General features: G+C 62.3%; 13 protein-coding genes. 4 read left to right on the top strand and 9 right to left on the bottom strand.

Going from position 1 to position 14,788, the window contains the following annotated elements:
• Positions 1-9 precede the first annotated feature (9 nt).
• Positions 10-378, top strand: coding sequence for a four helix bundle protein (locus tag NKH59_RS09040; RefSeq protein ID WP_352539673.1), 369 nt, complete (start codon positions 10-12; stop codon positions 376-378).
• Between the two features lie 43 nt (positions 379-421).
• Positions 422-1,306: a 3-hydroxyisobutyrate dehydrogenase gene (gene mmsB, locus NKH59_RS09035; protein ID WP_352539672.1), complete on the top strand. Its 885-nt coding sequence runs from the start codon at positions 422-424 to the stop codon at positions 1,304-1,306.
• A 486-nt stretch (positions 1,307-1,792) separates the two neighbouring features.
• Here mmsB and NKH59_RS09030 read toward each other — a convergent pair whose 3' ends face one another.
• From NKH59_RS09030 to NKH59_RS08990, 9 genes are all read right to left on the bottom strand, one after another.
• Positions 1,793-2,149: a class I SAM-dependent methyltransferase gene (locus NKH59_RS09030; RefSeq protein ID WP_353021573.1), complete on the bottom strand. Its 357-nt coding sequence runs from the start codon at positions 2,147-2,149 to the stop codon at positions 1,793-1,795.
• Between the two features lie 33 nt (positions 2,150-2,182).
• Positions 2,183-2,527, bottom strand: coding sequence for a hypothetical protein (locus NKH59_RS09025; RefSeq protein WP_352502257.1), 345 nt, complete (start codon positions 2,525-2,527; stop codon positions 2,183-2,185).
• Complete coding sequence (locus tag NKH59_RS09020; protein ID WP_352502258.1) at positions 2,527-3,633, bottom strand: IS5 family transposase; 1,107 nt, start codon at positions 3,631-3,633, stop codon at positions 2,527-2,529. Before NKH59_RS09020 ends, NKH59_RS09025 begins: the two co-directional genes overlap by 1 nt.
• Before the next feature lie 41 nt (positions 3,634-3,674).
• Positions 3,675-4,088, bottom strand: coding sequence for a methyltransferase domain-containing protein (locus NKH59_RS09015; RefSeq protein ID WP_353021571.1), 414 nt, complete (start codon positions 4,086-4,088; stop codon positions 3,675-3,677).
• Between the two features lie 112 nt (positions 4,089-4,200).
• Positions 4,201-4,500: a hypothetical protein gene (locus NKH59_RS09010; RefSeq protein WP_352470307.1), complete on the bottom strand. Its 300-nt coding sequence runs from the start codon at positions 4,498-4,500 to the stop codon at positions 4,201-4,203.
• A 19-nt stretch (positions 4,501-4,519) separates the two neighbouring features.
• Complete coding sequence (locus NKH59_RS09005) at positions 4,520-4,786, bottom strand: DUF6422 family protein (RefSeq protein ID WP_352970800.1); 267 nt, start codon at positions 4,784-4,786, stop codon at positions 4,520-4,522.
• 500 nt (positions 4,787-5,286) lie between these two features.
• Positions 5,287-6,666: an aspartate aminotransferase family protein gene (locus tag NKH59_RS09000; RefSeq protein ID WP_352539670.1), complete on the bottom strand. Its 1,380-nt coding sequence runs from the start codon at positions 6,664-6,666 to the stop codon at positions 5,287-5,289.
• A 254-nt stretch (positions 6,667-6,920) separates the two neighbouring features.
• Positions 6,921-8,990, bottom strand: coding sequence for a prolyl oligopeptidase family serine peptidase (locus NKH59_RS08995; RefSeq protein ID WP_352470305.1), 2,070 nt, complete (start codon positions 8,988-8,990; stop codon positions 6,921-6,923).
• Between the two features lie 95 nt (positions 8,991-9,085).
• Positions 9,086-10,246: an MFS transporter gene (locus NKH59_RS08990; RefSeq protein WP_352470304.1), complete on the bottom strand. Its 1,161-nt coding sequence runs from the start codon at positions 10,244-10,246 to the stop codon at positions 9,086-9,088.
• 209 nt (positions 10,247-10,455) lie between these two features.
• On the opposite strand from NKH59_RS08990, the gene NKH59_RS08985 reads away from it, so the two are divergent.
• Together NKH59_RS08985 and NKH59_RS08980 are read left to right on the top strand one after the other, a co-directional pair.
• Positions 10,456-12,033 (top strand): trimethylamine methyltransferase family protein, encoded by a 1,578-nt coding sequence (locus NKH59_RS08985; protein ID WP_352470303.1) that lies wholly within the window; start codon positions 10,456-10,458, stop codon positions 12,031-12,033.
• A gap of 132 nt (positions 12,034-12,165) precedes the next feature.
• On the top strand, positions 12,166-14,751 hold the full coding sequence (locus NKH59_RS08980) for a GcvT family protein (RefSeq protein ID WP_352539668.1): 2,586 nt from the start codon (positions 12,166-12,168) through the stop codon (positions 14,749-14,751).
• Positions 14,752-14,788 lie beyond the last annotated feature (37 nt).

Here is a 14,788-nt window from a genome sequence, read left to right as displayed (position 1 = left end):
GGCAGAAAGATGACCGGCAAGATCAATTCGTACAAGGATCTTATCGTATGGCAGCAGGCGATGGATCTGGCCGTCACCACCTACTCCCTGACCAAGGCATGGCCAAAAGAGGAATTGTATGGGTTAACCAGCCAAATCCGCCGCTCAGCAACCTCTATTCCCGCAAACATCGCGGAAGGTTACGGCCGAGACAACAGACGCTCCTATCAGCAATTTCTCAGGATTGCCCAGGGATCGCTGAAGGAGTTCGAGACACACCTCCAGATCGCCGAACGCATTGGCCTTGCTACGTATGATCAAGCTTATCACGTGCTTTTAGCGACCGAGGGCATCGGGAAAATGCTTCGCCAACTTATTAGCAAACTTGCGCCCGAATAGGTCGCTTACTGCCTACTGCCTACCCAAACCACGGAGCGCCATTATGACCACCATCGCCTTCATCGGCCTCGGCAATATGGGCAATCCGATGGCCTCCAACCTGGTCAAGGCCGGGTACGCCGTGCACGGCTTCGACCTGGTGCCGGAGAATCTCGTCATCGCCAGGGAACACGGCGTCGTCATCATGGCCAACGCCGTTGCGGCGGTGAAAGACGCCGATGCGGTCATCACCATGCTGCCAGCCGGTAAGCATGTTCTGTCGGTTTACGCAGACATAGTATCCAGGGCAAAAAAAGGCGCGCTGTTCATCGATTCCTCTACCATCGATGTCGAGTCGGCTCGAAAGGCCCATGCCATCGCCGCCAAGCACGGGTTGCTGTCGATCGACGCGCCGGTCTCCGGCGGCACGGGCGGTGCGGCGGCCGGCACGCTGACCTTCATGGCCGGCGGTTCGAAGGATGCCTTCGCCAAGGCCGAACCAATCCTCAAGCCGATGGCCGGCCGCATCGTTCATTGCGGCGACGACGGCGCCGGACAGGCGGCGAAGATCTGTAACAACATGATTTTGGGCATTTCGATGATCGGCGTTGCCGAGGCCTTCGTGCTGGCAGAAAAGCTCGGCCTGTCGCACCAGGCGCTGTTCGACGTCGCCTCGACCTCGTCCGGCCAGTGCTGGTCGCTGACCACCTATTGCCCGGTGCCCGGCCCGGTGCCGACATCGCCCGCCAACAATGGCTATAAGCCTGGCTTCGCGGCGGCACTGATGCTGAAGGACCTGAAACTGTCGCAGGAGGCCGCACAGAGCGTCGGTGCAGCAACGCCGCTCGGCGCCGAGGCAGCCCAGCTTTATGCGCTGTTCAACGCACAAGGGAATGCCGGCGCGGATTTTTCCGGCATCATTAATTTCCTCCGTGGTGACCCGGCGTAAGCTCCAGGTTCACAGGTTTTCGATCTGCCCAAAGCGGAAAGCCGGCAAATTTAGGTTTGCTTAAGCTCTTGCTAACCCTGCAGTAACGATATGCGTTTAAAACGGATTGCGAGGCGGACATCCGCCCGGCGCTCCGGATCAGGTCTCGCGTACCGGAGCCCGTAAGTTTCGCCGTAAGTTTCGCAAGTGTATTGTTGGCGAAGCGCCATGCGTATCTGGCAAAGCCGCGTTCCGATGGAGCGCGGTTTTTGCGTTTCGCATTCTTCAAGGACAATGAGGCGATCGCCCTGGCGTGTCTCCAGATGATCGTCGGCGTCGTGGCTGCTGTCCTGAGCTACGTCGACCCACAGGTGGTCGCGCCCCAATCCCCCAGCGCGTCGGTGCCATGGCTCATCAGTCAGCTACGCTACTTGCGTGCGAGCACGACGTGGGCCTCTTGGGGGAACATCAGCTCCCCTTCAGTTGAATAGATTGCCAGCGAAAAATCTAGATCACCGGTGATCGCTGCGATGACTGCTTCCCGATGCCCGGCATCAATTCTGCTGACCAGCGCCCGGCCTGCGGAGTCGCTGCCAGCTGTAGTCGCACATATTCCCTAGACGAGGGAAATCGGATGTTTTGTGTCGTCGTGTGGATGGTCACCTGACGAAATCCCGCCTCGGCCACCAATCGGTAAAGCTCGTCCGCATCGGCGAGTGAATGCTCAGACCTTTTCGTTGCCGAAGCGCCTGGACCGAGGTGTCGATCCAAGGCATCCGCCAGCGCCTTCGCCGCAGGAGTGTGCTCAATAGCGCTGAAAACGTTTAAAGCCAGTCGGCCGTCAGGCACCAGAACCCGGAACATCTCACGGAGCGCACTAGCAGGCTGTTGAAGAAGTCAGGCTCTTTCGCAAACGAAGCCTGAATCGTCGGCGTTGTGGATGTAGAAGTGGCCGACGAGGCGGCCTGCAGTGCCAAAGACAGCCCAGCCGCGGCCAGAGGCTGGGTCTTTCTCATCATGCCCCTCCCACGAGAATTCCGCGCATGCTGAGCCATCGCGGGTGCCATATCGGACATCGAGGAAGCCCTTGAGTGCGCCGAAGGCGATCTCGCCATCCGCCGAGCCTTTGAATGTCAGATGCGCTTCCTCGACGAGATCGAGGAAGTCGTTATCCCAAACATCCATCTCGACGATGCGCCAGCGGCCGGCAAAGGCCTTGGCGAAGCCGGGAACCTTGGCCATCAGCCGGTCTCCGCCATGAGCTTTGGCAGTCGCACCAGATTGTAGGCAGCGGCTGCGAAGGTGAAGGCCCATCCGACACGGTCGCGGCCGCGGAACCTCGTCTTGTGCTGGCCGGCCACGACCTTGATCCAACCGAATGCCTCTTCGATGCGCTTCCTGATGCGCTGGCTGACGGCATAGCCGCCATGCCGCGTCGTGCGCCCATCGATCGCGGAACTGCGGCCACTCGTGTTGTTCTGCGCTACATGCGGCGTCACCCTCATCGAGCGCAGCTCATTGACGAAGTCTTCTGTGTCGTAGGCCTTGTCGGCACCGAGCGTGATCGCCTGCGGTCGGTCGGCGCGAGGTTCGATCATGTGCAGTGCGGCCACCCGCTCAGCATGTCCGTCGGCCAGTGTCAGGCAGGCGTCGACCAGCAGCCCGTGGCGGTTCTCCATCAAGCCATGTCCCATAAAGCGCAGCTTGGCCTCCTTGCCTTTGCCCTTGCGATAGAGCCGGGCATCCGGATCGGTGGTCGAGGCATGTGTGTCGTTCGAGCGCTTGTGGCCATGGAAGTCCGCTTCCGCGTTTCGCCCGCCCCCTTCAGCCGGCGGCTCGCCATGGCCGCCGCTTGGGCCGTCCTTCGGTTTGACGCTCTTCATCGACGCCCAGGCCTCGATCAGCGTCCCGTCGACCGAGAAGTGATCCGTCGACAGAAGCCTCTTGACCTTGGGCTGCGCCAGCACCGCGCTCAGGAACTTTGCGGCGATGTCGCCCTCCAGCAGCCGGTCGCGGTTCTTGGAGAACACAGAATGATCCCAGGCCGCATCGTCAACGCCAATCCCGACGAACCAGCGGAACAGAAGGTCGTATTCCAGCCGCTCCATCAACAGCCGCTCCGAGCGGATCGAATAGAACGCCTGTAGCAGCATCGCTCGCAGCAGCTTTTCCGGCGGGGTCGAAGGCCGCCCCATCGGCGAATACAGCGCCGCGAAGTCCCGCTCCAACGCCGAAAGCGCCTCGTTCACAATCGCCCGAATGCGGCGCAACGGATGATCGCGCCGCACCCGAGCCTCGAGATCAACATAACTGAACAGTTCGCCAGACCGGTCGTCCCCGCCGCGCATGCCTCGTTCTCCGAATCTCTCCGGAGACACTGAATCACGGCTCACTGCCTCGCTGCGAGCCACTTTTTCAACAGCCTGCTAGATCGATCCGGAAAAAACTGCAGTCCGAGCTGGCAAAGAACCAGATCGAAGGCGGAGTCAGGGAACGGCATTTCGAGCGCGCTTCCCTCGTGCCAGTCGATACGCGCTCCAGCGCCTCTCGGGAGCGACCGAGCAACGGCGAGCATGCCCGTATTGATGTCGAGGCCGACGACCTGCCCACTTCCCATACGCTCGGCCGCCGAGCGTGCCACCACGCCGGTGCCGCAAGCTACGTCCAAAATCCGCTCACCAGATTGAGGCGCAGCACGATCCATCAGGTCCGCAGCCCATAGGGCTGTGATTGCCGGGACCAGGTAGCGCTCGTAGAGGTCCGCGGCGCTGCCTTCCAGCTGCCACTGCTCCTGCTGGGCCATAGTGTCCCTCCCGCACAACGATCTCGGGCAACGGGCCCGATCGGCGCTTCAGCAGCCATCATAAAGCGCGTGTCTGTCGACTAGCAACCGGGCAATGGAAACCGGCAGGGTGCTATTCTTCGCGTTCCGTATCACAACGGTCTTTGCACCATCCGCCCCAAGTAGAATCAAACTCGCATTCTACTGTGCACTCCACGCGCGGCATCTCGCCAATATTTACGAGGCCGATATCCACGAGTTTGTAGCGAGCGATCGCCTTTGGATATTTCCTGAAAACACTCTCAATTTCCGCCACGAAGCCCTTGTGCTCTTCTGGAACCGGCCTTTTGAAAGGTGTTTTGGCGTCCTGCGCAAGAGATACAGTGATGACCGATTGCATAACCAAGGCTAGGATCAAAGAAATGGTGCGCATCAACTGTCTCCAATACGCCTTACGTGGAGAGATGTTTTGATGGTGGATGGCCGCAACTCCGGGACGGGGGGAAGGCCGTATCGAGGGTAGTCTGCGTCAAACATGGCCCACCATCGCCCGTGTAATCGTTGCACGGGCAGTTGCTGTGCGCCTCTATATGCGCGTTGCAAGGGTTCCCGAACCCAAACCCATCATCAGTAAAGTTACTCCCGCCCGCGCCAGTAGCGCCGCGGCTTCTCTCCGCGCGCTGATGATCAAGAACGCGGCCTTTTCCAGGGCTTCCGATTGTTCGCGCGTGAGACCCTCCCGAGACAGATATTTAAACATGTGTCACTCCCTCAGATTTGGATTCGCCAAATGCCTCAATTGGGAAAGCAAGCATGCTTCAATTTGCACACCGCTCGACTTGTTCGCTCTTCAACGTGGCGCTATTCGTTGCGACGTGGCGCTAAGGACAGCTAGTCGCCCATTTTGGTCTCCTTGAACGAATGATCCCTTGCTGAAGTCGATCAGGCGACGTTGACAGGACCGGACTTACGGATGGCTTACGGAAGTCACGCTGATCGGCGGCAGGTGACAAGACGGGCGCCGTTCGCACGCCTGCCGCGCTCGGCATGGACGAGTTTTGCCAGCCGGGGAGTGAGGTAGGCTTGGCGCGCCAAAGGCCGCGTTTCCACCCGCAGCCGAATTCGAACTGACTTTGTCCACGTCCTCGACCATCTGCTCGGCGATCGACGCAGCGATCGCCGAGCGTCCGACTGCAGGTCGCCCGGCGATGGTTCTACCTTACCCCTTGCGCAAATCCGCTTGCGCCAGATCGAGCGCCGTGGCGATGCGGTCGCAGGCCATGTCGATCGTCTCGCGCGTCCAGATCAGCGGCGGCGACAGGATCATCGTGTCGCCGGTAGCGCGCAGCATCATGCCCTGGACAATCGCGTGGTCGCGAACCATCACCGCCGCGCTGCCGGCAGGCAGGAAGCGCTCCTTGGTCACCTTGTCCTTGACGATCTCGATCGCCCCCATCAGCCCGAACGAGCGCACCTCGCCGACCAGATCGTGCCCACCGAGACGTTCCTGCAGCGCCCTGGCGAAGTAAGGCCCGGTGTCGTTCCTCACGCGCTCGACCAGGCCTTCGCGCTCGATGATCTCGAGGTTCTTCAGCGCCACCGCGCAGGCCACCGGATGCCCGGCATAGGTGTAGCCGTGATAGAATTCGCCGCCCTTCTCGACCAGCGTCGCCGCGATGCGGTCGCCGACCAGCAGCGCCGACAGCGGCTGATAGCCAGAGGTCAGCGCCTTGGCCGTGGTGATGGTGTCGGGCTCGACATCGAAGGCTTGTGCGGCGAACCACTCGCCAGTGCGGCCATATCCGGTGATGACCTCGTCCAGCATCAGCAGGACATCGTATTTGCGGCAGATGCGCTGCACCTCCGGCCAATAGCTCATCGGCGGGATCTTCACCCCGCCTGCCCCCATCACCGGCTCGCCGATGAAGGCGGCCACCTTGTCGGCGCCGGCTTCGAGGATGGCGTCCTCGACCGCTTTTGCCGCGCGCAGGCCGAAATCATGGTCGCTTTCGCCGGGCAGTGCGAGCTCATAGGCATAGGGCATCATCACATGGACGATGTTGGGCACGGCGCCTCCGAGCTGCTTGTGCATCAAATCCATGCCGCCGAGCGAGGCGCCGGCGATGGTCGAGCCGTGGTAGCCCATCTTGCGTGAGATGATGCGGTTCTTCTCGGGCCTGCCTTCCAGCACCCAATAGTGACGGACCAGGCGCAGCGCCGTGTCGTTGGCCTCCGAACCGGACGAGCCGTAGAACACCTGGTTGATGTGCCTTGGCGCGATCTCCGCCAGCTTTCTCGACAGCAGAACCGGCGTCGGCGTCGAGCATTTGAAGAAAGAGTTGTAGTAGGGCAACTCCTTCATCTGGGCGTAGGCGGCGTCGGCAAGCTCGTCGCGGCCATAGCCGACATTGACGCACCACAGCCCAGCCATGCCGTCGAGGATTTCCGTCCCTTCGGCATCATAGATGAACGGCCCGTTGGCGTGGGTGATGATGCGCGAGCCGGTCTCGCGCATCTCTTTGTGGTCGGTGAACGGATGAAGGTGATGCGCGGCATCGATCTGCTGAAGCTGCTTCAGCGAATAATTCTGGTAGGTCATGTCTGGTCTTTCCTCTTGAACCAATCCGGCAGCTTTCGCGCCGGGGCGGATTCGTCAGAGGACAGCGGGCGGCGAATAGCCGATGCGAGCGCAGAGCCGCAACAGCTCGGCGCGTAGCGTGCGCGACGACGGCGTCACCGCCACCCCAAATGCGCAACTCGATTTCGCCAGCCGAGCCATGCATGTACCTTAGGCTGCCTCGAGCCCTCAGTTCAAGCCGTGCCGGTCAAGCGACGCCGGTCAATTGGTGCCAGTCAATTGGTGCCAGTCAGGGCCCGCTGCAGGAAGACGTACTTCATCGCCGCCTGTGCGGCCTGCGGCCGCCGGTCGCCGCGTCCACCATGGCCGCCTTCAGTCTCCTCGAAGAACAGCGTCTTGCCGTGGCCGGCCGCCTGCAGCCGTGCCGCCATCTTGCGGGCATGGCCGGGATGGACGCGATCGTCGGCGGTCGAGGTCGTCAGCAACACCGGCGGATAGGCTGCATCCGTGTCTACATGCTGGTAGGGCGAATAGGCGGCGAGCCAGGCTGCCTCTTCCGACTTCGCCGGATCGCCATACTCGGCCATCCATGACGCGCCGGGCGGCAGCTCGGTGTAACGCAGCATGTCGAGCAACGGCACGTCGATGATCACTGCACCGAACAATTCCGGGTGCTGGGTCAGCGAGACGCCGGTCAGCAAGCCACCATTCGATCCGCCCTGGATGCCCAGTGTGGCGGGCGTAGCGATGCCGCGTTTGATCAGATCTTGCGCGACGGCAGCGAAATCGTCGAAGGCATTCTGGCGATTGGCCTTGAGCGCTGCCTGGTGCCAGTTCGGGCCGAACTCGCCGCCGCCGCGGATGTTGGCCTGCACATAGGCATTGCCCTTCTCCAGCCACAGCCTGCCGCGCACGCCGGCATAGCCGGGCAGCAGCGGCACTTCGAAGCCGCCATAGCCGTAAAGCAATGTCGGCACGGGTCCATGCAAGTCGCGCTTCCTGACGACGAAGTACGGGATCATCGTGCCATCCTTCGAGCGTGCCTCGAACTGTTCGGAGAGCAGGGACGACGCGTCGAAACGCGCCGGCTGCGACTTCACCGTTGCCAGCCCCGCAGCGTTGTCGTCCGACCAGATGATCGAGCTCGGCGTCAGGAAATCGGTGAAGGAGAAGGAGACGCTGGAACCGAAATGCTCGGCATGGCTGATGCCGACATTGCCGTTTTCGGGCAACGCCACGGGCTTGAACTCCCAGCCGCTGTCGCTGCGCTTGCCGGCGACGACCTTGCCGCGCACATTGTCCATCAAATTGATGAACAGCCGGTCCTGCGTGCGGGCAATACCGGCGATCGAGACACGGTGCGCCGGCTCGAGCACGGTATCGAGGGATCTGAATAGCCCGGTTTCGATCCAGCGCTCGAAATCGAGTGAATAGAGTCCGTCGGGCTTACACAGAGTGCCGCCCGGCGCAGTCCACGGGGTACGCACGCCGAAGACGAGCTGGCCCTTGAACAGCGCTGTATCGGTGACGTCGTCCGGCAACGGGATGCGCCTGTTCTCGCCGGAAGGCAGCCGCAGGAAACTGTGCGAGGCGAAGAAGTCGATGGTTCGGGCGAGGAAGACATGACGCTTGTCGCCGTCGAATTCGACGGACCCGCCGGCGGCAAGATCCTGCTTCAGCGCCTCGAAGATCGGCATCGCCGCTTCCAGTGGCGTGCCGCGCCGCCAAAGCTTGACCACGCGCGGATAACCGGACTGGGTCTTGTCGTCCTCCTCGAAGGCGGCGGAAACGATAACCGTGTCCTCGTCCAGCCAGCTAAAGCTCGATTTCGAGGCAGGAGCGCGAAAGCCGCCATCGACGAACGATCTGCTTTCGATATCGAATTCGCGCATCTCGCTGGCATCGCCGCCATCCGGCGACAGGTTGAGCAGGCAGCGGCTGAAGTCGGGGTAGAGCCGGCTGGCGCCGCTGAACACCCATTTCACCCCCTCTTTCGCCGCCAGACTGTCGAAGTCGATGATCGTCTGCCATTCCGGCTTGTCGGTCTTGTAGGAGGCGACGGTGGTGCGCCGCCAGAGGCCGAGTACGTTCGTCCGGTCCTGCCAGAAATTATAGACGTAGCCGTTGATAGCGGCCCCGACGGCGATGTTATCCTCGGCTGTCATCAGGTCGAGCGCCGTCTCGAACGACATCTGATAGGACGGATCACCCTGCAGCTCCCCGACCGTAACTGCATTTTGGTGATGCACCCAGTCGAGCGCCTGCTTGCCCCTCCTGTCCTCAAGCCAGAGAAACGGGTCTTCGGCCGCCGAACCCGGCTGGCCCTTGGTATTCGATTTGCTCATGAGGTCTCCGGTTGAGTCGGGTGGCGACATAGCCAAGATCGACATGGGGCCGCTTACATTCAAGTCATTCGTCAGAAACGGCGGCTTTCTGGCATTCACACCATCCGTCTTCGAATGACCGTTACAACTGCCAGCGCCAGGCAAATGGCACCGAGCGTCATTGGCAGGCCGCCGGCGCCAACAACATCCATGGCGCTGCCCGCCAGCGGCGGCACGGCGATGCCGCCGACGCCCCACATCAGCGAGAAGGCGGCGTTGCCGGCGACCAGTGCCGAGCCGGTGAACCGCTCGCCGAGTTCAATGATCGACATCGTGTAAATGCCGTAGGAAACCGCGCCCCAGATGAAGACGCACGGCCAGATCAGCGGCGTCTCGATGAGAACCGGCAACAGAACGCATCCGAGCACCGTCATCGAAACACAGATGAACCGCACCAGCCGCGCTGTCAGTCGTTCCGCCAGCAGGCCGAGCGGCACCTGCATAGCGATGTTGCCGGCGATCATCACCGACAGCAGCGCCGACATGCGCGCTTCCGCAATGCCATAATGTGTTCCGTAGACCGGCAGCAAGGCGAGCACCGCCTGTTCGAAACCGGCGGCCACGACGACGGCCGATAACAACAGCCAAGCCTGCGGCACGAACCCCAGGACCGAAACCCGGTGCCCGCTCTCGTCGACCTTGGGCAGCCGTGCCAGCACCGAGGCGAGGCAGGCGCCGCAAAACAGGAATGCGGCAATGCCGACGACGAACGGTGGCCACCCCTCGGTGCCGACGGCAAGCAGGCACAGCGGCCCCGCCGCAAAGCCCGCCGAAATGATGGTCGAATAGATGCCCATGACGCGGCCGCGGCGTGTCGGCGGCGCCAGTGCGATCACCCAGACTTCGCTCAGCACGTAGAGCGGGTTGGTGACGGCGCCGATCAAAAAGCGCAGAGGAAACCACAGATAGACATTTTGCGTCCAGCCGATCAGCGCCAGCACCAGCGCGGAAAGTGCCGCGCAAGTAAGCGCGGTGCGCCCTGCCCCGAAACGCCCCGCCAGCGCCGGAACCAGCGGCGACGAGACGATGAAGCCGATCGGCGTCATTGCCGCCGACAGGCCGATCATGGCCGGCGAGACGCCCTGGCGCTGCAGGATGAAGCTCAACAGCGGATAGCTCAGCCCTTGCGCGATGGCGAACACCGAGACGGTGGCGATCACGCCGGTGATCGCCGCCCATTGCACTGTCTCGCCGCTGTCCTGTTCCGCCCGGTCCATGATGCAGGACTAGCGTTTCGCTTTCATCGCGGTAAGCACCGGCAACGAAAACCGCTTGCGCCAGCCGGAAGAGAATAAGAGCCTGACGATCCCTCCGGCTGCCCTTCAGGCATGTCGCTTCCCTCGTCCTAGTGGTCGCCGCCTCCGCAATGGCTGGCCGGCCGGCAGTCCATTATGCCGCCGCATTGCCGCAGCGTACGAGGACTATCATGACCGCCGCCATTCAGCCCGCCGAACCTGCATTGGCAAACGACCGCGCCCGTCGCGGCGGCCGCGCGGGAAAGCGTGCCGGCGGATCGGCGGCGTTCGAGCAGCCGCCGTTTCGGCAGTTGAAGAACCCGCTGGCGCCGACCCGGCTGGTTTCCGACGACGAGCTGGAATCTATCCACCTCGCCTCTCTGCGCGTGCTGCGGGAAATCGGCGTCGACGTGCTGCATGACGAAGCCCGGCGCATCATGAAGGCGCATGGCGCCGATGTACGCGAAGGCGGCGAGCGGGTGCGCTTCGACAGTGACATGATCCTGGAACTGGTTGCGCACTGCCCGCCGGAATTCACCATCCACGCCCGCAACCCGGCGCACAACGTGCGCTTCGGCGGCGATAATCTGATCATCTCGATGATGGCGTCGGCGCCCAATTGCTCCGACGTCGACCGCGGCCGCCGGCCGGGCAACCAGCAGGACTACCGCAACTTCCTCAAGCTTGCGCAGATGCACAACATATTGAACTGCACGGGCGGCTATCCGGTCGAGCCGATCGACATCCATCCGTCCGTCCGCCACCTTGAATGCATACGTGACCTCGCCACGCTGACCGACAAGATGTTCCACATCTATTCGCTCGGCAAGGAGCGCAACGTCGACGGCATCGAGATCACCAGGATCGCACGTGGCATCAGCCATGAGCAGTTGCTTGCGGAGCCGTCGGTATTCACCATCATCAACACCAATTCGCCGCTCAAGCTCGACGTGCCGATGATGGAAGGCATCATCCAGATGTCGAGCAAGGGCCAGGTGGTCATCGTGACGCCGTTCACCCTGTCCGGCGCTATGGCGCCGGTGACGATTGCCGGCGCGCTGGTGCAACAGAATGCCGAGGCGCTGTCCGGCATCGCCTTCGCGCAGATGGTGCGCAAGGGCGCGCCTGTCGGCTACGGCGGCTTCACCTCGAATGTGGACATGAAGTCCGGCGCGCCGGCCTTCGGCACGCCGGAATATATGAAGGCGCAGCTGGTCGGCGGGCAGCTCGCCCGCCGCTACAACATCCCCTACCGCACCTCCAACACCTGCGCAGCCAACACGGTCGACGCGCAGGCCGCCTATGAAAGTGTGTTCTCGCTGTGGGGCGCCATCCAGGGCGGCGGCAACCTGATGATGCATGCCGCCGGCTGGCTCGAAGGCGGCCTGCGCTGCTCCTATGAGAAGACCATCCTGGATATAGACCTGTTGCAGATGGTCGCAGAGTTCCTGACGCCGCTCGATCTTTCCGAGGAAGCACTCGGTTTCGACGCCATACAGTCCGTCGGCCCCGGCGGCCATTTCTTCGGCACCCAGCACACGCAGGACCGCTACAAGACCGCGTTCTATGCGCCTATTATCTCGGACTGGCGCAATTTCGAGAGTTGGGCGGAGGCCGGATCGCCGACGGCGCTCGAAAAGGCCAATCGCGTCTGGAAGGAACGGCTGGCCTCCTATGAAGAGCCTTACATGGATCCGGCAATCCGGGAGGAGCTCAACGCCTTCGTCGACAAGCGCCGGGCCGAAGGCGGCGCGCCGACCGATTTTTGATCATCTGATGAGTAGTCGACCCCCACTCCGTCTTGATGGCAGGCTGGCCCGAAACATCGCTGTATCCCATCTCCGCTTTGTTTTCGCGCCCCGCTCACTCGATTCAATCTCTTCAAAAACGGATCTATCTTCATGAAATCTCATGCAAAAGCGGTTGTCATCGGCGGCGGCGTCGTTGGCTGCTCGGTGCTCTATCATCTGGCCAAATCTGGCTGGACCGACATCATGCTGATCGAGCGTTCGGAGCTCACTTCCGGCTCGTCCTGGCATGCGGCGGGCGGCTTCCATACGCTGAACGGCGACCCCAACGTCGCCAAGCTGCAGGCCTATACGGTGCAGCTTTACAAGGAGATCGAGGAGATTTCCGGTCAATCCTGCTCGCTGCACCTGACCGGCGGCGTGATGATGGCCGACACGCCCGAGCGCATGGACTTCTTGCGGCTCGCCCACGCCAAGGGCCGCTATCTCGGCATGGACACCGAACTGATCACGCCGTCCGAAGCCAAGGCAATGTTCCCGCTGATGGACGAGACGAATTTCGTCGGCGCCATGTGGGATCCAGTCGAGGGCCATCTCGACCCTTCCGGCACCACCCATGCGTATGCCAAGGCCGCCAGGAAGCTAGGCGCCGAGATCGTACTGCGCAACCGCGTCGTGGAACTGACGCAGGAGGTCGACGGCACCTGGAACGTCGTCACTGAGCAAGGCACAGTCAAAGCCGAGCATGTGGTCAACTGCGGCGGCCTGTGGGCGCGCGAGATCGGTCGCATGGTCGGCATCGAACTGCCGGTGCTGGCCATGGAGCATATGTATCTCCTGACCGAGCCGATGCCGGAGGTCGAGGAATTCAACAAGTCGACCGGCCGCGAGATGATTGGCGTGCTCGATTTCAAGGGCGAGATCTATACCCGCCAGGAGCGCAACGGCATCCTGCTCGGCACCTATGAAAAGGCCTGCAAGCCGTGGTCGCCGGTCAGCACGCCCTGGGATTTCGGCCACGAGCTGCTGCAGCCAGACATCGACCGCATCGCGCCGTCGCTCGAGATCGGCTTCAAGCATTTCCCCGGCATCGAAAAGGCCGGCATCAAGCAGATCATCAACGGCCCCTTCACCTTCGCGCTGGACGGCAACCCGCTGGTCGGCCCGGTGCAGGGCCTGACCAATTTCTGGTGCGCCTGCGCCGTCATGGCCGGCTTCAGCCAGGGCGGCGGCGTCGGCCTGGCGCTGTCGAACTGGATGGTCCATGGCGACCCCGGCTTCGACGTCTGGGGCATGGACGTTGCGCGCTTCGGCGAATGGGCAACGCTGCGCTATACCAACGCAAAGGTCCGCGAAAATTATTCGCGCCGTTTCTCCATCCGCTTTCCCAACGAGGAATTACCGGCGGCAAGACCAGCGCAGACGACCCCGCTTTACGACACCATGATCGCCAACAACGCCGTCATGGGCGACAGCTGGGGTCTCGAAACCCCGCTCTGGTTCGCGCCGAGAGGCTCGGAGCCGAAGGACGTTGTGTCCTTCCACCGCTCCAATGATTTCGGCCCGATCGGCGAGGAAGTGCGCGCCACCCGCGAGAAGGTCGGCGTCACCGAGATCGCCAACTTCGCCAAATACGAAGTCTCCGGACCAGGGGCCGAGGACTTCCTCAACCGTCTGATGACCAATCGCATGCCGAAGACCGGCCGCATCGTGCTGACGCCCATGCTGAACGAGTTCGGCCGGCTGATCGGGGACTTCACCATCGCCAAGGCGAGCCCAAGGGGTGGGGAAGAACGCTTCATGATATGGGGTTCTTCGGCAGCGCAAAAATACCACATGCGCTGGTTCGAGAAGCATCTGCCGAAGGACGGAAGCATCCGCATCCACCGCTTCGACCAGACGCTGGTCGGTCTCTCCATCGCCGGGCCGAAATCCCGCGACCTGCTGCAGAAACTGGTCGATGTCGACATCTCGACCACGGCCTTCCGCTTTATGGATTTCCGCGAAATGGCGGTCGGCGGCGCGCCCTGCATGGTCAATCGCATCACCTACACCGGCGACCTCGGCTACGAGATATGGATGGCGCCTGCCTACCAGCGCTTGGTCTACAAGGCGATCAAGGAGGCTGGCGAAGAGTTTGGGCTTGTCGATTTCGGCATGCGGGCTTTGCTCTCTATGCGCCTTGAAAAGAACTTCCCGACCTGGTTCCGCGAGCTACGTCCGATCTACGGACCGTTCGAAGGCTCGATGGACCGCTTCATCAAGCTGGAGAAGAACGACTTCATCGGCCGGGAAGCAGCGGCCAAGGAACAGGCAGAAGGGCCGAAACTGCGCCGTGTCTCCTTCATCGTCGATGCCGCGGATGCAGACGTCATGGGCGACGAGCCGATCTGGGCCAAGGTCGGCGGCAAGGATTACGGCACCGTGGAAAAGCCGCATGGCTATGGCGCGCCGCGCTTCGACGCGGGCGGCAAGGAAGTGCGCGGCTCGAACGCCGCCGAAGGCGCGTCTGCCGTGCGCGGCATTGTCGACGGCGACTGGCGCGTGGTCGGCTGGGTCACCTCCGGCGGCTATGCGCATTATGTCGAGAAGTCGATGGCGCAGGGATATGTACCGGCGGCGCTTGCCGAGAACGAGAGCGCCGGCCTGTTCGAGATCGAAATCCTCGGGCACCGGCGTCCCGCACGCGTCAATGTCGAACCGCCTTTCGACCCGAGCGGCGAAAAGATGAGGACGTAGGCGCAGCCAGCCGGTCGCATTGTGCGGAGCATACTCT

Source organism: Mesorhizobium sp. M0998 (assembly GCF_040318885.1).
Taxonomy (GTDB): Bacteria; Pseudomonadota; Alphaproteobacteria; order Rhizobiales; family Rhizobiaceae; genus Mesorhizobium.
The sequence above is the reverse complement of the archived record's forward strand: the minus strand, read 5'-3'. Positions and strand labels throughout refer to the sequence as shown.